The following is a 21851-nucleotide window of genomic DNA, read 5'->3' on the forward strand; positions in this document are numbered from 1 at the left end:
ATGTCCGATTTGCTGATTGAACTCTTCTCGGAAGAAATCCCCGCCCGTATGCAGGCGCGCGCCGCCGAAGATCTGAAAAAACGCGTCACCGACGGCCTGGTTGACGCCGGTCTGACCTATGCGGGGGCGGCGGCGTTTTCCACGCCCCGCCGCCTGACGCTGACCGTGCAGGGCCTGCTGGATCAAAGCCCCACCGTGCGCGAAGAACGCAAAGGCCCCAAGGTCGGCGCGCCCGACAAGGCGATCGAGGGGTTCCTGCGCGGTGCCGGGTTGACTCGCGATCAGCTGGAGGAACGCGAAACCCCCAAGGGCAACGTCTATTTCGCCACCATCGAAAAGCCCGGTCGCCCCGCCGCCGACATCGTCGCCGAGGTGCTGGAGGCAACCGTTCGCAATTTCCCCTGGCCCAAATCCATGCGCTGGGGCGCGGGGGCCCTGCGTTGGGTGCGGCCGCTGCATTCCATCCTGTGCATCCTGACAAATGACGCGGGCGAGGTCTCCACCGTGCCCCTGTCCATCGACGGGATTGCGGCGGGCAACACCACGCAGGGGCACCGTTTCATGGCCTCGGGGCGGTTCGCGGTGCATGGGTTTGACGATTACGTGTCCAAGCTGAAGCGCGATCATGTGATCCTGTCCGCAGACGAAAGGGCCGAGCATATCTGGCAGGACGCCACCAACATGGCCTTTGCCGCCGGGCTTGAGGTGGTCGAAGATCGCGGCCTTCTGGCCGAGGTGGCCGGGCTGGTCGAATGGCCCGTCGTCCTGATGGGTGAAATTGGCGCCGAATTCCTGGACCTGCCGCCCGAGGTGCTGCAAACCTCGATGAAAGAGCACCAGAAGTTTTTCAGCGTGAAGAACCCCAAAACCGGGCGGATCGAACGCTTCATCACTGTCGCCAACCGCGAGACCACCGATCAGGGCGCGACCATTCTGGCGGGCAACCAAAAGGTGCTGTCGGCCCGTCTGTCGGATGCGAAATTCTTCTGGGAAAACGATCTGCGGGTGGCCAAACAGGGCATGTCCGACTGGACGGACCGTCTGTCCAACGTGACCTTCCACAATAAATTGGGCACGCAGGCGGCGCGGATTGATCGCATCGCCGCGCTGTCTCGCGAGATTGCCCCGGTGCTGGGGGTCGAGCCCGATCTGGCACAGCAAGCGGCCGAGGTGGCCAAGGCGGATCTGTCCTCGGAAATGGTGTATGAATTCCCTGAGCTACAGGGCCTGATGGGGCGCTATTATGCGCAGGCTGCGGGTCTGCCACAGGCTGTGGCCAACGCGTGCGAGCAGCATTACCAGCCGCTGGGCCCCTCGGATGATGTGCCGTCCGAGCCCGTGTCCTCGATCGTGGCGCTGGCCGATAAGCTGGACACGCTGACGGGATTCTGGGCGATTGACGAAAAACCCACGGGGTCCAAAGACCCCTTTGCCCTGCGCCGGGCCGCGCTGGGGGTGATCCGGATCATTCTGGCCGGCGAGATGCGCGTGAAACTGGATCGGTTCATCGACAGCCAGCTGCTGAAACATCAGATCAACCAGGCCGGGGTCAATGGCGACGATCTGGAGGCGATGAACTCTTTGCTTGATGAAATCGCCGATCATGGCGTCTTTGGCGCTGCGCTGGAGACCGTGCTGGACCGTCTGACCGGGGATGCCAGGGCGGCTGTGGAAACGGTGGCGACTCCGGTTCCGGATATCAGCGCCGATTTGCTGGGCTTTTTCCATGATCGGCTGAAGGTGTATTTGCGCGATCAGGGCCTGCGCCATGATGTGATCGACGCCTGCCTGAGCGGCAACAGCAGCGCGCCCGAGGGGGCCGCGCCCGGCAATGACGATCTGACGCTGCTGGTCAAACGTGCCCGCGCGCTGGGGGATTTCCTGAAGACGGATGACGGGGAAAACCTGCTTCAGGGCTTTAAACGCGCCAACAATATCCTGACTCAGGCCGAGCAGAAGGATGGGGTGGAATATTCCTATGGCGCGGATGTGAAATTCGCTGAAACGGATGTGGAAAAGGCCCTGTTTGCCGCCTTGGACGCGGCCGAGGCGCAGATCTCGCCGGCGATGGAGGCCGAGGATTTCGAAGCCGCGATGCGCGCGATGGCCTCGCTTAGGGCGCCGATTGACGTATTTTTCGAGGCTGTTCAGGTGAATGCGGATAATGAGGTTGTGCGTCGGAACCGTCTGAACCTGCTGTCGCGTATCCGTGTGATCTGTCTGTCCGTGGCCGATTTGACGGTGATTGAGGGCTGAGAACGGGCTGGGGGCGCTGCCCCCACCGCCTGCGGCGGCCCCCCGGAGTATTTTTGCAAGATGAAGGCCCGCGTTCGGATTTTTCCAGACGCGGGCTTGCCTTGTGTGGGGTTGGGCGTATTCTGCCGGCATTGACGAAAGGTGCCGCAGTGCAGCAAAACGATCCCGATATTACTTTGATCACGCAAACCGCTCCGGTGGCGACGTCCACGCATGGGGGGCGGGCGAAATGTCTGCAACGGCTGGTGCGGCTGGATTTGCCGGTGCCGCGCACTGTTGCGCTGAGTTTCGATGAGGTGCATCGGATTGCGGCCGGGGATATGCCCGACATGGCTGTTTTGATGGCCCCCTTTGGGGATGCGCCGCTGCTGTGTGTGCGTCCCTCGTCCGAGGATCCCGATTGGGGCGGGCCCGGTGCGGTGTTGAACATCGGGATGAATGATGCCGTTTATGTCGATCTGTGCGATCAGCTGGGCCAGGAGGCCGCCAGCGCGATGTATCTGCGGTTTGTGCAGGCCTATGCGATTCATGTTGCCCGGCTGGATCCGGACATGTTTGAGGATGTTGCGATGGATGGTCCCGAGGGGCTGTCCGAAGCGTTGCGCGCCTATGAGGATGAAACCGAGGAGGTTTTCCCTCAGGATCCGGCGGTGCAATTGGCCGAGGTTCTGCGCTCGATGGCGCGGGCCTGGGAGGGCACGACCGCCCGTCTGCTGCGTCAGGCCAAGGGGGCGCCCGCGGATGCGGGGCTGGGGCTTGTGGTGCAGGAAATGGCGCTGGGGCTGGGGCTGGGCGAATGTGGCTCGGGGGTGATCCAGCTGGTGAATTCGCGCACGGGGGCGCCGCAGATCACCGGGCGCTACCTGTCGCAGAGCCAGGGGCGCGATGCGCTGTCCAAGGGGGCTGGGGCGCTGTTTCTGGGGCGGGATCCGCGCGGGCCGTCCTTGCAGGAACTGGAGCCCGAGGCCTATGGCGAACTAATTGAATACACACGGAAAATGCGGGTGCGCCTGCGCGAGGAAATGCAGGCTGAATTCACCATTGAAAACGGCCATGTACATTTGCTGGATGGGGTGCGCGTGGCGCGCAGTGCCCGTGCGGCGGTGCGCATTGCGGTGGGGCTGGCTCAGGACGGGATCATCCCCAAAGAAGAGGCCCTGACCCGGATCGAGCCGCGCGCCATTAACGAATTGCTGCACCGTCAGGTGGATCCCGAAGCGCGGCGTGACCGTCTGGCGCGGGGGATTGCGGCCAGTCCGGGGGCGGCCTCGGGGCGGATCGTGTTCTCGGCTGCCGAGGCGCAGGCCAGCGCCGCCCGCAATGAGCCCTGTATCCTGGTGCGGCGCGAAACCAGCCCCGAGGACATCCGCGGAATGCACGCCGCCGTTGCCGTCCTGACAGAGCGCGGGGGCATGACCAGCCACGCTGCGGTGATCGGGCGCGGGATGGGGCTGCCTTGTGTGGTGGGGGCCTCGGATATCAGCTTTGATCTGCGCCGCAACGTGCTGCGCGGGCCGGATGGGCGCGAATTCCGGGCTGGCGACATCCTGACGATCGACGGCACCAATGGCGAGGTGCTGGTGGGCGAGGCTCCGATGCTGGAGGCCACGCAGGACGATGCCTTTCTGACGTTGATGGGCTGGGCCGATGAGAACCGCGATATCGGCGTGCGCGCCAATGCCGACACGCCTGCCGACGCGAAGACCGCACGGAATTTCGGCGCTCAGGGGATCGGCCTGTGCCGGACCGAGCACATGTTCTTTGAGGCCGACCGCCTGACCGTGATGCGCGAGATGATCTTTGCCGATGACGCCGAGGATCGCCGCGCCGCGCTAGAGCGCCTTCTGCCGATGCAGCGCGATGACTTTGCCGAGCTGTTCCGCATCATGCAGGGGCAGCCGGTGTGTATCCGCCTGTTCGATCCGCCTTTGCACGAATTCCTGCCCTCGGACCGGGCAGGGCATCGCGAACTGGCCGAGGCGCTGGACCTGCCCCTGTCGGACGTGACCCGCCGGGTCGAGGCGCTAAGCGAATATAACCCCATGCTGGGGATGCGCGGCGTGCGTCTGGGCATCACCATGCCGGAAATCTACGAAATGCAGGCTCGCGCGATTTTCGAGGCCACGATCCAGGCCAGCCAGGACGGAGACCCGGTGGTGCCGGAAATCATGATCCCGCTTGTGTCTGCCAAACGCGAGGTCGAGCTGGTCAAAACCCGTGTGGATGCGGTGGCCGTGGCCGTGCGCAACGAAACCGGGGTGGAATTCGCCTATCGGCTGGGGGTGATGGTGGAAACGCCGCGCGCGGCTTTGCGGGCGGGGGACATCGCGCCGCAATGTGCCTTTCTGTCCTTCGGGACGAACGATCTGACGCAGATGACTTATGGTCTGTCGCGCGATGACGCGGGGCGCTTTATGTCCGATTATGTGCAGCAGGGCGTTTACCCTGAGGATCCGTTTCACATGCTGGATGCTGACGGCGTGGGCGAATTGCTGACAATCGGCGCGACGCGGGGGCGGCAGGCGCATCCGGGCTTGACCTTATCCATTTGCGGCGAACACGGGGGCAACCCCGAATCAATCGCCTTCTGCCGCGAGGCCGGCTTCTCTTATGTGTCCTGCTCTCCGTTCCGGGTGCCGGTGGCGCGTTTGGCCGCAGCGCAGCTGTCCGTCCGCGAGCGAATGCAGTTTCCCGTCGCTAAGTAATTATAATTTAAGTTTTTTCCAATCTTCTGCCGCAAATAGGCCAGCGTGCCGAATTGCAACAGGGCTGGCGTGCGGGGCGCTCTGGCTGGACGCGGCGGGGATTTTTCTCTATGGCGCGGGGGCTACGGCAGCGTTTTTTGACGCTTCCTCGCTTTGGAGATTGATGAATGCGTACTCTTTTGGCCTTTGTTCTGGCGCTGGCAACCATGACCCCGGCCGTGGCCGATACCCCCATGGATCAGGTGTTGAAACAGGAACAGCGCGGGCTTTTTGGCCTGTCCTCCGGTCGGCTGAGCAAATTGCTGCGCCCCTCGGGTAAGGTTGAGCAGATCACCTATTCCAAAGAATGGCTGGCCACGCTGCCCGCCACCAAGGGCGATGAGGAATGGCAATGCCTGGCCGAAGCCCTGTATTTCGAGGCCCGCGGCGAAAGCGTCAAAGGCCAGTTCGCCGTGGCCGAGGTGATCCTGAACCGTGTCGATAATGCGCGCTTCCCCGATACCGTCTGCGGCGTGATCAATCAGGGCACGGGCCGCAAATATCAGTGTCAGTTCACCTATACCTGTGACGGCCATGCCGAGGTGATCGCCGAGCCGCGCGCCTATGAACGTGTGGGCAAAGTGGCCCGGCTGGTTCTGTCCGGCGCTCCGCGCAAGCTGACCGATGGCGCCACTTACTATCACACCAAGGCCGTGCGCCCCAGCTGGTCGCGCAAATTCACACGCACCACGACAATCGGCGTTCACCATTTCTATCGCCCGCAGACGAAGCTGTCTCAAAACTGATCTCTGTGCCGGTTTTGAGGCCTATTCTGGCGGTTGCGGCCTGTTTTTTCCGGGGCGCAGGCCCTAGATAGACACAGACGAACCAGCCGGAGAGCGACGCCATGTCTCAGGAATTGAAATGGGCCTTTGGGCATCCCTCGGAACGGGCCGAAGGCACGGCTGCGGTGGGGCCCTTGGATCGGATTTCCCTGCGCGATCACGTGGTCGAGGTGGAAATCGGTGCCTTTCAGAAGGAACGCGGCACCACTCAGCGTGTGCAATTCAACATCGTGGTCGAGGTCCGCCCGCTGACCGGGCCGGTGGACGATGATGTGGATCGGATCCTGTCCTATGATCGTGTGACCGAGGCTATTGCCCATGAGCTGGCCGCCGAACGGCTGAACCTGCTGGAAACCCTGGCCGCCCGGATCGCCGAGCGGATTCTGGCCGAACCGCAGGCCATGCGCGTTTTTGTCCGGATCGAGAAACTGGATCGCGGCCCCGGTGCTTTGGGCGTTGAAATCGTGCGTGCGCGCGAGGATGTGCACCCCGCCGATCCCCCCGAGGACCGCCCCCATCCGCAGGTGGTTTACCTGTCCAACGCGGCGATTCAGTCGCCCTTGCTGACGGGGTGGATTGATCAGCTGGTGCAGGAACACCGGCCCACGATTCTGTGTATCGGCGCCCCGGACATCAGCGCGCCCGAGGTCTCTAACCCCTTGGCGCAGCGCAGAATTGACCTGCTGGCGATCGAGCAGAACGCCTGGGTTCTGGCCGGGCGCGATAAACGCTGCGTGGTCGTCAACACCCGGACCGAGCTGGACTGGGCGATGAAAAACGATCAGATCAGTGTCTGGGCCCCGTCCAAGATCGTGCTGGATGCGGTGGACGGCCCCTCGGCCGATCCGCGTCAGGCCTTGGCGCTGGTTTTGTGGTTCGCGCGGGCGATGGAAGCAGCAGATGTGTTAATAATTGGCGAGGAATTGCCGCAGGATGACAGCTTGCCCTTGCGGGCCGTCGCGGCAGACGTGAAAATGCTATAAAAGCAGGCAGCGCCTCGAGAGATTTTTTATGAAGAGCTATTTTCGTCCGATTCCACAGATTGATTGCGCGCGCCCCGAAGGTGCGCAGCCGCTGGCTGGCGGCTGGGCCTGGTTCGACCGGATCGAGGTGATCAGCCGGGCTGGCACCGCCCTGATTCCGGCTTCTCAGGCCCCCGATGACGTGCTGGAGCGTCTGACCGCCCCGCGTCCCGCTCTGGCTGGGCTGCCGATGACGCGGCCCTTGGTGATGGGCATCGTGAATGTGACGCCGGACAGTTTTTCGGATGGGGGCGATCACGCGGGGCCAGAGGCGGCGCTGGCCCACGCGCGGCAGATGGTTCAGGATGGCGCGGATCTGCTGGATGTGGGCGGGGAATCGACCCGTCCGGGGGCCACCTGGGTGCCCGTCTCTGAGGAAATCGCCCGGATTGAGCCTGCGATCTCGGCGATCCATCAGGAACTGTCGGTGCCGATCTCGGTTGATACCCGCAAAGAGCCCGTCGCCCGCGCGGCGGTGGCGGCTGGGGCGGCGATCGTGAATGACGTCTCGGGGTTTACCTTTGATGCGAAACTGGCTGAATACTGCGCTGCGGAAAAACTGCCGGTCATGGTCATGCATTCGCAGGGCGATCCGCAGACGATGCAGCGCGCGCCGCAATATGATAACGTGCTGCTGGACGTCTATGATTTTCTGGAAGAGCGCGTTGCCTATCTGACCGGCCTGGGCATCCCGCGTGGTCAGATCATGGTGGATCCGGGCATCGGGTTCGGCAAGACAATCGAGCATAACCTGCGGCTTTTAAACAGGATTTCCCTGTTTCACGCGCTTGGGTGCCCGATCTTGCTGGGGGTCTCGCGCAAGCGTTTTATCGGCACCATCGGCAACGCAGAACAGCCCAAGGCCCGCGCGGCGGGTTCGGTTTCCGTGGCGCTGCGCAGCGTGATGGACGGGGTGCAGATGCTGCGGGTGCACGATGTGGGGGAAACCCGCTCGGCGCTGAGCCTGTGGAGCGCGGTCTGCGATGGTGAATTCAACGGCTGAAAAACAGCCGTCTAAGCGCGCCCAACTGCCCCAGGGCAACCCCCGACAGGATCAGCAATAGCCCCCAGATCAGGCTGTTGGGCAGGGGCTCGGACAAGATCCAGGCCCCCAGGATCACCGACCAGATCGGCACCTGATAATTCACCAGCGTCATGAATGTCGGCCCGGCCGAGCGGATCACCAGCACGCGCAGCAGGTTCATCGCGGCGGTTGACACCACCCCCAGCGCCAGCAGCGCCCAGATTGCGCTGGCCTGCGGCATCGGGGGCAGCCCTTCGGCCAGCAGGGTAAAGGGCAGGGTGATGGCGGCGGCGCTGACCATCATCATCGTGGTCAGCCCAATCGGATCCACAGGCGGTAACCGGCGAATGGTGATCGAGTTCACAGCATAGCACACCGCCACCAGCAGGCAGGCGATCTGCCCCCATAATTCCAGATCCGCGCCTGACCCGCTCAGCCCGTCGCCGCGTACCAGACTCCACACGCCCAGGATGCCCAGCAACACACCGATCACCTTGCGCAGGCTCAGCTTTTCACCCGCGACCATGAAATGCGCCAGCGGCAGCACAAAGATCGGCACCGCTGCCATGGCGGTCCCGGCAAACCCCGAGGTCACATGCTGTTGCCCCCAGTTCAGCAGCAAAAACGGAATGCCCGAGCTGACCGCCCCGGTCCATAAAATCTGAAGCCATGTCGGAGGGTTATCGGGATCCAGCGCCAGCCGAGCGCCCTGGTGCCACCAGAACAGCCCCAGCACGATGGCCGCCACCGTCAGCCGCGCCGTGGCCAGCCAGAAGGGCGGGATGCCCCCGGCCAGGGCGATCTCGATGATCATGAAAGTCGAGCCCCAGACAAAGCCCAGGATGCCCACCATCAACCAGCTGGATTTCGTGATATTCGGTTCCATGGTCCCTCGTAAGGCAAAGAACCCCGGCGCAGGGCCGGGGTTCATCCAGATCAGGCGATGTGCCCGGCCTTAGTTTTTCTCTTTATCGACCATTTTACCGGCGGAAATCCACGGCATCATGCCGCGCAGCTTGGCGCCGGTTTCTTCGATCATGTGCTCGTCATTGGCACGGCGCGAGGCTTTTAGCGTGGGCTGACCCACGGTGTTTTCCAGCATGAAGTCGCGGACGAATTTGCCCTGCTGAATGTCGTTCAGCACTTCTTTCATGGCTTTCTTGGTCTGCTCATAGGGCAGGATGCGCGGGCCGGTGACGTACTGGCCGTACTCGGCGGTGTTCGAGATCGAGTAGTCCATGTTCGCGATGCCGCCTTCGTAGATCAGGTCCACGATCAGCTTCACTTCGTGCAGACATTCGAAATAGGCCATTTCGGGCGCATAACCGGCTTCGACCAGGGTCTCAAACCCGCAGCGGATCAGTTCAACCAGGCCACCGCACAGAACGGCTTGTTCGCCGAACAGGTCGGTTTCGCATTCTTCGCGGAAGTTGGTTTCGATGATGCCCGAACGCCCGCCACCGATGGCCGAGCAATACGACAGGCCGATTTCCAGCGCTTTGCCGGTTGCGTCGGTGTCAACGGCGACCAGGCAGGGCACGCCGCCGCCTTTGGAATATTCGCCGCGCACGGTGTGGCCAGGGCCTTTGGGGGCCATCATGATGACGTCAACGCCGGGCTTGGGCTCGATCAGGCCGAAATGCACGTTCAGGCCGTGGGCGAATGCGATGGCGGCGCCTTCGCGGATGTTATCATGGACGTATTTTTTGTAGGTTTCGGCCTGCAATTCATCGGGCATGGTGAACATGATCAGGTCACACCAGGCGGCGGCCTCGGCGATGCCCATCACTTGCAGACCTTCGCCTTCGGCTTTCTTGGCCGAGGGAGAGCCTTCGCGCAGGGCGACGACGACGTTTTTCGCACCCGAGTCGCGCAGGTTCAGCGCGTGGGCATGGCCTTGGGAACCGTAGCCCAGGATGGCCACTTTCATGTCTTTGATCAGGTTGATGTCGCAATCGCGATCGTAATAGACGCGCATTTTGGCGTTCCTTCCTTTATGTTTCTGGGGGGATCATAGGCGGATTGGCGGAAATCACGAGGTTAATCGCGTCACTAAATTCACAAGTTATATGCTTTTCATTCGCCATTTGTGCTATTACTGATAAATTCATGCTTGATGATCTGGATCGGCGCATTCTGCGCCATTTACAAAGCGACCCCGAACAATCCCTGCCGGATTTGGCGGATCTGTTGGGGATGACGGCCTCGCGTCTGTCGCGGCGGCTGGAGAAACTGCGTGAGGCCGGGATTTATCGCGGGCAGCGCGCGGTAATTGACTGGCGCGCGCTTGGCTTTACGGTCGAGGTGTCCCTGCGCGTCAGTCTGGACAAAACCCAGACCCGTGCCTTTGACGATTTCATCGCCGCCGCCCGCGACATCCCCGAGGTGATCGAGATTCAGACCTTTCTGGGCCGTGTCGATGTGCGCCTGTCCGTCATCGCGCGCGATATGGCGCATTATCAGCAGGTCTACCGCGCGCAGATCCTGACCTTGCCGCATATCAACGACATCGAGGCGCTGATGCATGTCGCCCGTATCAAATCGGACGAGACCTTGCCGCTATGATTGATCTGGATGACACCGACCTGGCGATTTTGCGCGCGCTTGCGCAGGACGCCACGCAACCGGCCAGCACCCTGGGGCGGCAGCTGGGCCTGTCGCAGCCTGCCACCTGGCGGCGGATCAAACGGCTGACCCAGGCCGGCATCATCGCCGGGCGCAAACTGGACCTGGACCGCGAGAAGCTGGGCTTTGGCGTCACCGTGTTTCTGGGGGTCAAGCTGGCCACCAAGGGTCGCATCAGCCTAGAGGATTTCGAGCGCGCCGTCAGCGCCATCCCCGAAGTGCAGACGGTCGAGCACGTGCTGGGCATGTATGACTATCGCCTGCGTGTTACCGCGCGTGATATTGCCGATTTCGAACGGGTTTTGCGGCGGCGGGTGATGGCCTTGCCCGGCGTTGGCGATGTCGAGGCCAACGTGCTGCTCAGCGAAGAGCGCAGGCCCGGTCCGTTGGGCGGCGAATGGCCCTTGGACATGGGGGCGCAACGGGGCTAAATCTGGTTTGACTGGATAGGAGATCTGACATGCCCGCATTGCTTGATACCGTTGACCCGGACGGGTTGCAGGAATTTTCCGTGGTCTTCACGGATCGCTCGTTGAATCATATGTCCGCGTCTTTTCAACAGGTTATGCGCGACATTTCGGACCTGTTGAAAGAGGTGTACACCGCCGATGGCGTGGCGCTGATCCCCGGAGGCGGCACCTATGGGATGGAGGCCGTCGCCCGTCAGTTCGGCCATGATGCTCATGCGATGATCGTGCGCAATGGTTGGTTTTCCTACCGCTGGAGCCAGATTTTCGAGGCCGGGGATTTCGCCGCGCAGACCACCGTGTTCAAGGCCCGTCAGACCGGCAATGGCACGCAGTCGCCCTTTGCCCCCGCGCCCATCGAAGAGGTGACCGAGGCAATCCGCGCGGCCCGTCCCGACGTGGTGTTTGCCCCCCATGTGGAAACCAGCGCCGGGCTGATCCTGCCCGATGCGTATATCACCGCGCTGGCCAGTGCCGCGCATGAGGTGGGCGCGCTGATGGTGCTGGACTGCATCGCCAGCGGGTGTGCTTGGGTGGATATGCAGGCAACGGGCGTGGATGTGTTGATTTCGGCGCCGCAAAAGGGCTGGTCGGCCTCGCCCTCGGCCGGGCTGGTGATGATGTCTGATCGTGCTCTGGAGCGGCTGGAGGTCACGCAATCGGACAGTTTCGCCATAGATCTAAAGAAATGGTATACGATCATGCAAGCCTATGAGGCCGGCGGGCACGCCTATCACGCGACGATGCCCACGGATGCTTTGCGCGCTTTCCGCGACACGATGGTCGAAACGCGCGACTATGGGTTTGAACGCCTGCGGGCCGCGCAGTGGCAATTGGGTGATGGGGTGCGCCAGATGCTGGCCGCGCGGGGCGTGCCTTCGGTGGCTGCTCCGGGCTTTGGCGCGCCGGGCGTGGTGGTCAGCTACACCGAGGATCCGGGCATTCAGAACGGCAGTAAATTCGCCGCAGAGGGGATGCAGATTGCTGCCGGGGTGCCTCTGGCCTGTGACGAGCCCGAGGGATTCATGACCTTCCGCCTGGGTCTTTTCGGTCTGGACAAGCTCTATGATGTTGAGGGCACGATGGCCCGGCTGCGCGTCGTTCTTGACAAGGTGATCGGCCCCGCCGCAGGCTAGGCCATGCGAAAACTGATCTTACTTGTGACACATGCGGCGGCGTTGGGTGTCGGGGGGGCGCTGGGGATTTACCTGCTGCCGATCCTGACGGCCCCCGCCAGCCCCGACGCGCAGACCTTGCAGGAAATGGCGCGCGGGGCCAGCTATCGGGCGCAATTCTCGCGCGATTTGAAGGGCAGCGATTTCCTGCATTGGGGCGAGGGGACGGTTGCGGTTTCGCCGCAGCGGATCGTGCACATGGGCGCTTTGGCCCCCGGTCCGGATTACAAACTGTATCTGGTGCCAGACTTCGCCGCGGATGAGGCAGAGTTTCTGGCGCAAAAGGCCCAATCGGCGCGGGTGGGCGATGTTTCGGGCTTCGGCGGTGCGATTCTGGACATCCCCGCAGGGATCGACATCGAGGCCTATACCACCGTTGTGATCTGGTGCGAGGCCGTTGGTGAATTCATCACCGCCGCCAAATACCGTTAACGCGTGCCCAGCCCCATCTGCATCATCGTCTTGCGCACCGGCGCCAGCGAGTAGATCGCATTCAGCCCGGCCGCCCGCAGATCGCGCAGAGGGCGGGCCTGCATCATCGAGGCGCGGTTCAACAGGTCAATCCCGGTGACGCGGGCCTGGACCTCGGGGTGGCGGCGGCGGTGATATGTCTCTAGCATCTTGGCGCTGCCCAGCTGATCGGGGGCGGCCTGGGCCAGTTCCAGCAGGATGCGCATATCGCCCAGGGACATGTTCAGCCCCTGCGCGCCGATGGGCGGAACGACATGGGCGGCCTCGGCCACCAGGGCCACGCGTTCGGCATACATCCGTTCGGCCACCTGGCTGATGATTGGCCAGACCGTCCGGCGCGAGGCCAGTTTCAGCGGGCCGAACAGCGCGCAGGAGCGCTCGGTCATTGCGGCCTCGAATTCCGCGTCGGGCAGGTCGGACAGGCGTTTGACCTCGGGGCCGCGCTCCATCCAGACAATGGCCGAGGAGGGCAGGCCGTTGTAATCGGGCAGCGGCACCAGCGTGAACGGCCCGCCCGAGCGGTGGATCTCGGTTGAGACATTTTCATGCGGAATCGGGTGGGTGACGGCAAAGGCCAGCGCCTTTTGCCCATAGCGCGTGGTTTTCACCTTCACGCCCGCCGCCTGACGCATGGGCGAGCCCCGCCCGTCTGCCGCGATCACCAGACGGGTGCGTACGGTGGTGCCATCGGTCAGCCCGACACGGGCCTCGGCCTGGCGGGTGAACAGGTTGGCGGTGCCGGTGCCGGGGCGAAAGTCCACATTGGGCAGCTCGTCCAGACGGGCCAGCATCTCGCGGCGCAGCAGCCAGTTGGGCAGGTTCCATCCAAAAGGCCGGTCCGAGATGTCAGAGGCGTTGAAATCCTTAACGATTCGAGGCTCGGGCAGGGCGCCGCCGGCATCCACGATCCGCATGATTTGCAGCGGGGCGGCGTGGGCGTCCAGCCGATCCCACAGGCCCGCGCGGTCCAGCAGGGCCTGGCTGGGCTGCAAAAACGCGGTGGTGCGCAGGTCGGATCCGGCGGCGTCACGCTGCGTGATGGGCGGGGTCGGGTCCACGCACAGAACGCTGAATCCCGCGCTGCCAAAGACGGCCGCGGCGGTCAGCCCGGCGACACCGCCGCCGGAGACCAGAATATCAAAGTCACAGATGCTCATGTTGGATGCCTCCTGGCGCACAATCTAGTGCTGATTGCGGGGGCTTTCCAAGCGGCATCCTGTCATCCCGTCAGGTCAGCCTTGGGAAATGATGATCAAGATCACGTACATGACCGGCACCATGGCCAGCGCAGGGATGTAAAGCCCTGGAATCCCAAAGAAAAACACCGAGCCCCCCCAGGCGATCACAGCCAGCAGAACCACCAGCAGGATCAGGGTATCGGGGGATTTGGGCTTGGTTTCGGCGGCGGGCAGCTCGGAGGGGTCGATCGCGGTCATGTCGTTGTCCTGTTCAGAATTTCAGAATGTCGGGAGCCTCCATTTAACATTCGTAAAACTGAATAAAAGAGGCCGATTGCCGCACTGCGGCAGCCTGCCTCGGTTAGCGCAGACGGGACAGGAACGCGGTCAGATCGTCGGTATGGTGGTGGATATGATCGGCCGGGTGCGGATCGGGGGCCACATGCACGGTGCGCATCCCCATCGCGTGCGGCGCGGCCAGATTGCGCGGGTCGTCCTCGAACATGGCGGCCTGGGCGGGGGACAGCCCGTCGGCTTCAAACACGCGGCGAAAGGCGTCGGGCTGCGGTTTGGGCACAAACCCGGCATGTTCCACGCCGTAAACCGCATCGAACAGCCCATCCAGCCCGCGCGCCGCCAGCACCCGCTCGGCATAGGGCGCGCTGCCATTGGTGTAGACGATCTTACGTCCGGGCAGGGCGCGGATGTGATCGGCCAGATCGCTGTCGGGTTCCAGATGATCCAGGCTGATCTGATGCACATCGTCCAGATAGGGCAGCGGATCCAGATCGTGTTCCTGCATCAGCCCGGCCAGGGTCGTCCCATAGGTGGCCCAGTAATGGCTGCGCAGGTGGTCGGCGCGCTGCCGGTCCACCCCCAAAGAGCGCATCACATAGTCGGTCATGCGGTGCTCGATCTGGTCAAACAGGCGCGCGGCGGGGGGATAGAGCGTGTTATCCAGGTCAAATACCCAGAACGTGACGTGGCTGAAGGCTTGTTTTGGCATGGGCAGACGCTAAAACGCCGCGACGAAAGGCGCAAGCCAATGGGGTTGATCGCGGCCAGATGTGGCGCTTACTGTGTCCGGATGCGATGGGATGGGAAAGGAACAGCCGGTGCACAAGGACGCATATACGCTGATACTCGAAGCGATTGATACCGGGGTCTACCGCCCCGGCGACCGGCTGGTCGAAAGCGAACTGGCGGACAGGTTCGGCGTGTCCCGCACGCCGATCCGCGAGGCGCTGCAACGGCTGGAGACGCAATCATTGCTGACGCGCGACGGGCGCAGCCTGATCGTGGCCTCGTTGGATCACAACCAGCTCAGCGAGCTATACGTGGTGCGCGCCGAGCTGGAGGGGCTGGCCGCCCGTCTGGCCGCACGCCATGCCACCCCCGAAGAGGTGCGCGTGCTGGAAGAAATGGTTGCCGAGGATCAGGCGCTGCTGGGCGATCCGGCGGCGTTGTCGCGGGCGAACCGACGGTTTCACAAGCAGATTCACCTGGCCTCGCATAACCGCTATCTGGTGCAGCAGCTGGACCTGGTGCATCGGTCCATGGCGCTGATGGCGACGACCTCGCTGGCGGCCGAAGGACGCGGAGAGGTGGCCCTGGCCGAGCATGACGCCATCGTGCGCGCGATCGGCAACGGCGATGAGAACCGGGCCTATGAGGCGCTCAAAGAGCATATCTCAAAGGCGTTCGTGACCCGGCTCAAGCTGGACGCTTCCGCCTGACGCAGGGGGCGGAGCGCCCGATGCTTGGCACGTCTGCAAGGAATGCCCGTGTTCGGTTTTGTCCCAATAGAACGGCGCGCAGACCAGCTCATATAGTGCCTTATAGGCAGCCAGAATCCCCAGCGGGTAATAGAAATGCATCGACGGCACCCAGGCCAGCAGGTGCCGGTGCGCGGGGCCTGACACGGCCACCAGGCCAACCCCGATATTGCACAGCTCGACCGTGAAAAACATGATCGCCATGGTGCGGATCCACTCGCCCGAGACGACCTCGGTCAGCGGATGATACAGGCCAAACACCATCAGCCAGTTCGACCACAGGAACGGGGCCAGCAGGAAACAGGACATCGCGGTGATGAAATGCGCCTGAAAGCCCAGGAATTTCCACGCGCCCAGATCGCGAAACAGCCGCGCGGGCGCGCGCATATGCACCATATAGGTGACCATATAGCCCTTTAACCAGCGCGAGCGCTGCTTGACCCAGGGAAGGGGGCGGCAGTTGGCCTCTTCTCGGGTGGTGGAATCCAGCATGGCGGTGCGATAGCCGTGCCGCGCCAGACGAAAGCCCAGATCGGCGTCCTCGGTCACGTTATGGGCATCCCATCCGCCCAGCTCTTCCAGCGGTTCGCGGCGGAAATACAGCGTCGTCCCCCCCAGCGGCAGCGCAAAGCCCAGCTGCTGCAATCCGGGCATGATCACGCGGAACCAGGCGGCATATTCGATGGTAAAGCACCGCGCCATCCAGTTCTGGCGCGCGTTGTAATAGTCCAGAACCCCCTGAAGACACACGACATCGGCAGGAGCGGTGCGGAATTGCTCGGCCACTTTGTCCAGCTGGTCGGGTTCGGGGGCGTCCTCGGCGTCGAAAATGCCGATGATGTCGCCATCGCAGAAATCCAGCGCATAGTTCATTGCGCGCGGTTTGGTTTTGGGGGCGCCATCGGGGACAACGACAACCCGCATCCAATGGGGCAGGGTGGCCTCGGCCACGGCCTCACGCGTGAGGGTATCGTTTTCCTCAAGCACCAGCACCACGTCCAGCAGCGATTTGGGATAGGTCAGGCGCGTCAGCCGGCGCAGCAGGACGCGGGCGATTTCCGTTTCGCGATAGAGCGGCACAAGGATCGAAATACGCGGGCGTTTATAGTGCGGATCGGGAGGAACATGCGGCGGCGGCGTCGGGTCGGCCCGGTTGGTCAGGTAGGCCAGGAAAGAGACCACCTTGATCACGGTCGAGACCAGCATCGCAAAGGCCGCCCAGGCGGTGATCGTGGTGAAAACCGCGATAGGATACAGAACGGTCAGCGCCAGCAGGCTCAGGATCGCCAGCGCCGACAGCCACACCCGCTGACGCGAGACATTTTCCCAGCTGCGGCAGCTTTCGAAATCGGGGGTGCGGGTTTGCGCGGCATAGGTCAGCTGATCGCGATAGGTCTGGGCAATGACCGCCTGAATGTCATCCAGCGTGGCGGCGACGGGCTGAATGACGCCCCAGTCCGTGGGCAGATCGGGCAGCAGTTTTTGAAAGCTTTCGGGACGGGCCGTGGCGATATAGGTCAGCCCGGCCCGTTCCCCCAGCGGCAGAATACCGTATCGCAGGCAGAACCGGGGGCCCAGATGGTCCAGCATCTGAAGGTTCGGGGTCAGCTCGGCCGGGGTGGCGCGGCTGGTGCGCATCCATTCGGCCGCGCGATCGGCATAGCTGTCGGGGCTTAGCGCCCCCAAAGCGATCAGCACCTCGCCCAGATCGGCATCGCTGGTCAGCCGTTCGGCATTGGCCCGCAGCATATGTGCCGAGCCAATAACGCCACGGTCCATCAGGTATTGCCCGAAAGACCAGTGTGTTCTGGGGTGGAAAAGGATCCGCTCTTGTAGCGTCACCGCTGCTCTCCTGACCGTGTGGTCAAATCATGCGGGCAGAAGTGTTAACGAACGGTTAATAAATGTTAATCGGGCCCGCGATGGGGCCCGATTGCAACAGCTCAGGCCTTGCGCGCGGCCATGTTCGCGGCGAAGCGCTCGAACAGGTAGAAACTGTCCTGCGGGCCGGGGCTGGCCTCGGGGTGGTGCTGTACGCTGAACACGGGGCGATCGTCCATCGCGATCCCGCAGTTCGAGCCGTCAAACAGCGACACATGGGTTTCGCTGACGCCGTTGGGCAGGCTGTCTGCATCCACGGCAAACCCGTGGTTCATCGAGGTGATCTCGACCTTGCCGGTGCCATGTTCCTTTACGGGGTGGTTGGCGCCGTGGTGGCCGTGGTTCATCTTGATGGTCTTGCCGCCCAGGGCCAGTGCCAGCATCTGGTGACCCAGGCAGATGCCAAAGACCGGCAGGCCCGCATCCAGCACCGATTTGATCATCGGCACGGCATAGGTGCCAGTGGCCGCCGGATCGCCGGGGCCGTTCGACAGGAACACGCCGTCGGGGTTGTGGGCCAGCACCTCTTCGGCGGTGGCGGTGGCGGGCAGCACGGTCACGTCGCAGCCGGCCGAGGCCAGGCAGCGCAGGATATTCCGTTTGGCCCCGAAATCGACGGCCACGACCTTGTGCTGGGGGGCGTCCTGCACCGGATAGCCATCGGGCCAGGCCCACCGCATTTCGTTCCACTTATAGGATTGTGCGCAGGTGACCTCTTTGGCCAGATCCATGCCTTCAAGGCCGGGGAAGGCGCGGGCCTGGGCGACCAGGGCCTCGATGTCGAAATTGCCTTCGGGGTCATGGGCCAGAGCCACATGCGGGGCACCGGCCTGGCGGATGGCGCGGGTCAGGCGGCGGGTGTCGATACCGCCGATGGCGATGCGTCCGCGCTGTGCCAGCCAATCGGCCAGCCGCCCGGCCGAGCGCCAGTTGCTGGGCTCGGTCGGATCCCATTTGACCACCATACCGGCGGCAACGGGATCGGCGGTTTCGTCATCCTCGGGGGTGATGCCGGTGTTGCCGATATGCGGGAAGGTAAAGGTCACGATCTGGCCGGCATAGGACGGATCGGTCATGATTTCCTGATAGCCGGTCATGGCGGTGTTGAAGCACAGCTCGGCCTGGGCGACGCCGGTCGCGCCGAACCCCGTTCCGTAGAAGATCGAGCCGTCCGCAAGAACAAGGCAGGCAGTCGGGCGGGAAGAGGGCGTCTGGGCCATGGCGCGAGTCTCCGAATGGGTGGCAAATTGCTGGGGTTCTATGGTCCGGCGCGCGCGGGGTCAAGAGGCAGAAGCGCGCGAAGTCTACGCTTTATTGTGCGCTTTGCCCGCCCTTTAAAACAAGGCGATGACGTGACGTAGGCTTTGCTTGATCGTGCGGGCGCGATTGGATAGTGTCGCCTTTCGATGCACACCCAAGGGGATGGGATATCATGGAATTGCGAGACCGGATCAACACGGCCCTGAAACAGGCCATGAAAGAGAAGGCAGCCGACAGGCTTTCGACATTGCGGCTGATCAACGCCGCCATCAAGGACCGCGACATCGCGGCCCGAGGCGAAGGCAAAGAAGAGGGCGTCAGCGACGCCGACGTTCTGGCGATCTTGGGGAAGATGGTCAAGCAGCGTCAGGAAAGCGCACGCACCTACGAAGAGGGCGGCCGGCTGGACCTGGCCGAACGCGAACTGTCCGAGGTCACGGTGATCGAGGATTTCCTGCCGCGCCAGCTAAGCGAGGCCGAAGCCGCCGCCGCCGTCGAAGAGGCGATTGCCGAGATCGGCGCCAGCTCGATCCGTGACATGGGCAAGGTGATGGGCGCGCTCAAGTCCAAATACACCGGCCAGATGGATTTCGGCGCGGTGGGGCCGCTGGTCAAGGATAAGCTGTCGGCGTAATTGTGTTGCACTATGATGACAAAAGAGGGCCTCGGCCCTCTTTTTTGTTGCAAGATAATGCGCGGGGATGCTTGCGCCCCCCTGAGCTGCCAGTTTAAGACATTCGAAATTTTGAGACTAAGCCGGCCGAAGACCCGAAGGAGCCCCCGCGCCATGCAAATTTCCGCAGAAGAACGCGAGATCATCGAGAAAACCCTGGCCTATGCCGAGGCCGGCACCACCAATATGCTGCCTCGGATGATGGAAGCTCCGGTTACGCGCTACACCGATCCCAAACAGCTGGAGCAAGAGGTCAACACCCTGTTCCGCAACTTCCCGATCATCGTGGCGCATAGCTCGGAACTGGCCGAGCCGGGCGATTTCATGACCCATGATCACACCGGCATGCCCATCCTGCTGACCCGGAACAAAAACGGTGAGATCCGCGCCTTTCTGAACGTCTGCCGTCACCGCGGTGCCCGGCTGAAGGATGAACCCTGCGGCAAGGCCAAGACCCTGTCGTGCCCCTATCACAGCTGGACCTTTGATCTGGATGGCAATCTGCGCGGGATGCCGCAGCCCTACGGGTTCGAAGGTCTCGATAAATCCAAGCTGGGCCTGCGCGAATTGCCCGTGCACGAACGGTTCGGCCTGATCTGGGTGGTGCCCGCGCCGCAGGACAAGCCGGTGGATTTCGACACCTGGCTGAAACCGATGGAAGAGCAGCTGGAAAGCCTGAGCCTGGACACCCATGCCGTTTACCGTAAATGGACGCTGGAGCGAAACATGAACTGGCGCCTGGCGCTGGAGGGGTTTCAGGAATCCTATCACTTCTGCCATGCGCACAGCGAAACCGCTTGTGCGGCTTATCTGGATAACCAAAGCCACCAGATCAACTTTGGCCCGCATGTGCGCCACGCCGTGCCTCTGCCCCGTGTGCTGGAGCTAAAGGGCCAGGATCCCGAAACCTGGGAATACCGCCCGAATTTCCTGACACAGAACTACCTGTTCCCGGCCAATTTCGTGCAGTGCCAGGTGGATCACGTCTATATCCACGCGATCATCCCGACCGGGCCGGACACCTGTATTTTCCAGTGCCATATGCTGATCCCCGAGGCCCCCAAGACCGAAAAAGCCGAGCGCTACTGGCAGAAAAACTATGATCTGATCCGCACGGTGTTCGAAGAGGATTTCGTCATCGGCGAAGGCATTCAGAAGGGCCTGAACAGTGGTGCGAATGACTTGTTCACCTTTGGCAAATACGAATGCGGGCTGCATTGGGGCCATGACGCGATCGAGGATGCGCTGGCCGGCCGTCTGACCGTCTGAACGAAGGCGCTTAGCGATTGGCGCATTTGGACTGTGAACAGCCAGAATCTGTATCGGGGGTCCTTTTCATTTGCTGCTGCGCCATGCGTCCAGGTTGCGGATCAGCTCGTCATAGAGGGATTTGCGTTCGTCCTCGGATAGAAAACTGCCGATTTCCACTGTGCGCCCATTGCCGGCCAGGGTCAGGTAGTAGGGGACGGGGCCGCCGTGAACGTGCATTTCCACACGGGTCCAGTAGACGTTGCATTCCCACTCCAGGGGGGCGCCGCGCACGGGGCTGTGGGTCAGGTGCAGCATGTCCCCGCGCAAGGACAGCTCTTCCAGAATGTCGGCATCGCGATAGGACCGCTCCAGCCCCCACCACAGCGCGCCCACCATGATCAGGATAAAGGGCAAAATCCCCCACAAAGCCACCGTGCCGATCAGCCCATACAGCGGGATCGTCCCAAGGGTAAAGGCCAGCAGGATCATCGCGGCAAAACCGCGGCGGGGCAGGGATCTGTGCGGCCACAGACGCAGCAGCGGAGCAGTTTTCGAATCGTCAGACCAAGTATAGGGCATATCCGTCAGCCTCTTTTGCCCGTTGCCAGCAAGACGCATCTGCCCAGCACCGAGGCGTCCTTCAACGTGACCGTGACCGCGCTGAACCCGGCCTGTTTCAGGATCGTGACATATTCATCTGTCGAAAGGCTGCCGTGATAAACGGTTTCGCCGTTGACAGTGCCGGTGACGGCGCCTTCGCCCCAGCCAACGGTAAGCATCATGGCTCCGCCGGGGCGCAACCGGGCCGCCATGCGGGGCAGGGCGCTGCGCTGTTCCTGGGGGCTAAGATGAAAGAACCCGTCCCAGCTGAGAATACCATCCCAGTGGCGGTCTGTGGACATATCACGCATGTCGGCGACATGCCATGCGGCGGTGGGCCAGCTGGCGGTGGGAAAGTGGCTTTGGGCAAGGCGGATCATGCGCGCGCTGTAGTCATAGCCCGTCAGCTGATGCCCCTGCGCCAGCAGGAAGCCCGCGATGGGCCGGCCGGAACCGCAGCCCAGATCAAGAAGGTCAGCCGGGCGCGGCAGGCTGGCCAGCCACTTTTGCAGCCAGTTTCTTTCGTAAAGCCCTAGCTCCTCATGGCGCTGGCCACGCTGGCTGTCCCAGGCGTCGGCCTGCCGGTCATAGACGGTTTGGGTCTGGGCCTTGATGGCAGAAAAATCCAGGAGGCGGTCAGTCATCTTTGGGCGCGGGTCGCTGG

At 62.8% G+C, this 21851-nt stretch carries 21 protein-coding genes; 12 read left to right on the plus strand and 9 right to left on the minus strand.

The window, feature by feature from the left end; translation table 11 throughout:
* The 5 genes from glyS to folP all read left to right on the plus strand — a co-directional run bounded on the left by glyS (position 1) and on the right by folP (position 7810).
* Positions 1-2256 (plus strand): glycine--tRNA ligase subunit beta, encoded by a 2256-nt coding sequence (gene glyS, locus ACP15O_RS03005; RefSeq protein ID WP_425094555.1) that lies wholly within the window; start codon positions 1-3, stop codon positions 2254-2256.
* A 149-nt stretch (positions 2257-2405) separates the two neighbouring features.
* Positions 2406-4961, plus strand: coding sequence for a putative PEP-binding protein (locus ACP15O_RS03010; protein ID WP_425094556.1), 2556 nt, complete (start codon positions 2406-2408; stop codon positions 4959-4961).
* Between the two features lie 167 nt (positions 4962-5128).
* Positions 5129-5746 (plus strand): cell wall hydrolase, encoded by a 618-nt coding sequence (locus ACP15O_RS03015; RefSeq protein WP_425094557.1) that lies wholly within the window; start codon positions 5129-5131, stop codon positions 5744-5746.
* Between the two features lie 101 nt (positions 5747-5847).
* Positions 5848-6768 (plus strand): dihydroneopterin aldolase, encoded by a 921-nt coding sequence (locus ACP15O_RS03020; protein WP_425094558.1) that lies wholly within the window; start codon positions 5848-5850, stop codon positions 6766-6768.
* A gap of 28 nt (positions 6769-6796) precedes the next feature.
* Positions 6797-7810 carry a dihydropteroate synthase gene (gene folP / locus ACP15O_RS03025; protein ID WP_425094559.1) on the plus strand — a complete coding sequence of 338 codons (1014 nt, stop codon included), beginning with the start codon at positions 6797-6799 and terminating at the stop codon, positions 7808-7810.
* Here folP and ACP15O_RS03030 read toward each other — a convergent pair.
* Together ACP15O_RS03030 and ilvC are read right to left on the minus strand one after the other, a co-directional pair.
* Positions 7800-8717: a DMT family transporter gene (locus ACP15O_RS03030; RefSeq protein ID WP_425094560.1), complete on the minus strand. Its 918-nt coding sequence runs from the start codon at positions 8715-8717 to the stop codon at positions 7800-7802. The genes folP and ACP15O_RS03030 overlap by 11 nt on opposite strands.
* A gap of 69 nt (positions 8718-8786) precedes the next feature.
* Positions 8787-9809 (minus strand): ketol-acid reductoisomerase, encoded by a 1023-nt coding sequence (gene ilvC / locus ACP15O_RS03035; RefSeq protein WP_425094561.1) that lies wholly within the window; start codon positions 9807-9809, stop codon positions 8787-8789.
* A 131-nt stretch (positions 9810-9940) separates the two neighbouring features.
* On the opposite strand from ilvC, the gene ACP15O_RS03040 reads away from it, so the two are divergent.
* From ACP15O_RS03040 to ACP15O_RS03055, 4 genes are read left to right on the plus strand one after another with little or no spacing between them, the layout of a single operon-like run.
* The gene (locus ACP15O_RS03040; RefSeq protein WP_425094562.1) at positions 9941-10396 is read left to right on the plus strand and encodes an Lrp/AsnC family transcriptional regulator; all 456 of its coding nucleotides are present in this window, start codon (positions 9941-9943) and stop codon (positions 10394-10396) included.
* On the plus strand, positions 10393-10887 hold the full coding sequence (locus ACP15O_RS03045; RefSeq protein ID WP_425094563.1) for an Lrp/AsnC family transcriptional regulator: 495 nt from the start codon (positions 10393-10395) through the stop codon (positions 10885-10887). Before ACP15O_RS03040 ends, ACP15O_RS03045 begins: the two co-directional genes overlap by 4 nt.
* A gap of 29 nt (positions 10888-10916) precedes the next feature.
* Positions 10917-12059: an aminotransferase class V-fold PLP-dependent enzyme gene (locus ACP15O_RS03050; protein WP_425094564.1), complete on the plus strand. Its 1143-nt coding sequence runs from the start codon at positions 10917-10919 to the stop codon at positions 12057-12059.
* Positions 12060-12062: 3 nt separating this feature from the next.
* Complete coding sequence (locus ACP15O_RS03055) at positions 12063-12530, plus strand: DM13 domain-containing protein (RefSeq protein WP_425094565.1); 468 nt, start codon at positions 12063-12065, stop codon at positions 12528-12530.
* Here the strand turns inward: ACP15O_RS03055 and ACP15O_RS03060 are convergent.
* From ACP15O_RS03060 to ACP15O_RS03070, 3 genes are all read right to left on the minus strand, one after another.
* Positions 12527-13726, minus strand: a complete 1200-nt coding sequence (locus tag ACP15O_RS03060; protein ID WP_425094566.1) for a UbiH/UbiF family hydroxylase — start codon at positions 13724-13726, stop codon at positions 12527-12529. The two genes, ACP15O_RS03055 and ACP15O_RS03060, sit on opposite strands and share 4 nt — an antisense overlap.
* Before the next feature lie 75 nt (positions 13727-13801).
* The gene (locus ACP15O_RS03065) at positions 13802-14005 is read right to left on the minus strand and encodes a hypothetical protein (RefSeq protein WP_425094567.1); all 204 of its coding nucleotides are present in this window, start codon (positions 14003-14005) and stop codon (positions 13802-13804) included.
* 103 nt (positions 14006-14108) lie between these two features.
* On the minus strand, positions 14109-14753 hold the full coding sequence (locus ACP15O_RS03070; protein WP_425094568.1) for a pyrimidine 5'-nucleotidase: 645 nt from the start codon (positions 14751-14753) through the stop codon (positions 14109-14111).
* 91 nt (positions 14754-14844) lie between these two features.
* Here ACP15O_RS03070 and ACP15O_RS03075 point away from each other — a divergent pair, with 91 nt between their 5' ends.
* The gene (locus ACP15O_RS03075; RefSeq protein ID WP_425094569.1) at positions 14845-15483 is read left to right on the plus strand and encodes a GntR family transcriptional regulator; all 639 of its coding nucleotides are present in this window, start codon (positions 14845-14847) and stop codon (positions 15481-15483) included.
* Here ACP15O_RS03075 and ACP15O_RS03080 read toward each other — a convergent pair.
* A complete protein-coding gene (locus tag ACP15O_RS03080) occupies positions 15439-17364 on the minus strand; it encodes a glycosyltransferase (RefSeq protein ID WP_425094570.1) in 1926 nt (641 codons plus the stop codon). The genes ACP15O_RS03075 and ACP15O_RS03080 overlap by 45 nt on opposite strands.
* 101 nt (positions 17365-17465) lie before the next feature.
* Complete coding sequence (gene carA, locus ACP15O_RS03085) at positions 17466-18623, minus strand: glutamine-hydrolyzing carbamoyl-phosphate synthase small subunit (protein ID WP_425094571.1); 1158 nt, start codon at positions 18621-18623, stop codon at positions 17466-17468.
* 212 nt (positions 18624-18835) lie between these two features.
* Here carA and ACP15O_RS03090 point away from each other — a divergent pair, with 212 nt between their 5' ends.
* A complete protein-coding gene (locus ACP15O_RS03090) occupies positions 18836-19297 on the plus strand; it encodes a GatB/YqeY domain-containing protein (RefSeq protein WP_425094572.1) in 462 nt (153 codons plus the stop codon).
* Between the two features lie 153 nt (positions 19298-19450).
* Entirely contained in the window at positions 19451-20605 is a 1155-nt protein-coding gene (locus ACP15O_RS03095) for an aromatic ring-hydroxylating oxygenase subunit alpha (protein WP_425094573.1), read from the plus strand.
* 66 nt (positions 20606-20671) lie between these two features.
* Here ACP15O_RS03095 and ACP15O_RS03100 read toward each other — a convergent pair whose 3' ends face one another.
* Both ACP15O_RS03100 and ACP15O_RS03105 read right to left on the minus strand, forming a co-directional pair.
* Positions 20672-21166: a DUF2244 domain-containing protein gene (locus tag ACP15O_RS03100; RefSeq protein ID WP_425094574.1), complete on the minus strand. Its 495-nt coding sequence runs from the start codon at positions 21164-21166 to the stop codon at positions 20672-20674.
* A 5-nt stretch (positions 21167-21171) separates the two neighbouring features.
* A complete protein-coding gene (locus ACP15O_RS03105; RefSeq protein WP_425094575.1) occupies positions 21172-21831 on the minus strand; it encodes a class I SAM-dependent DNA methyltransferase in 660 nt (219 codons plus the stop codon).
* Positions 21832-21851: the final 20 nt, after the last annotated feature.

This window comes from Youngimonas ophiurae (nom. illeg.), from assembly GCF_049803795.1.
Classification (GTDB): Bacteria; Pseudomonadota; Alphaproteobacteria; order Rhodobacterales; family Rhodobacteraceae; genus Thalassobius.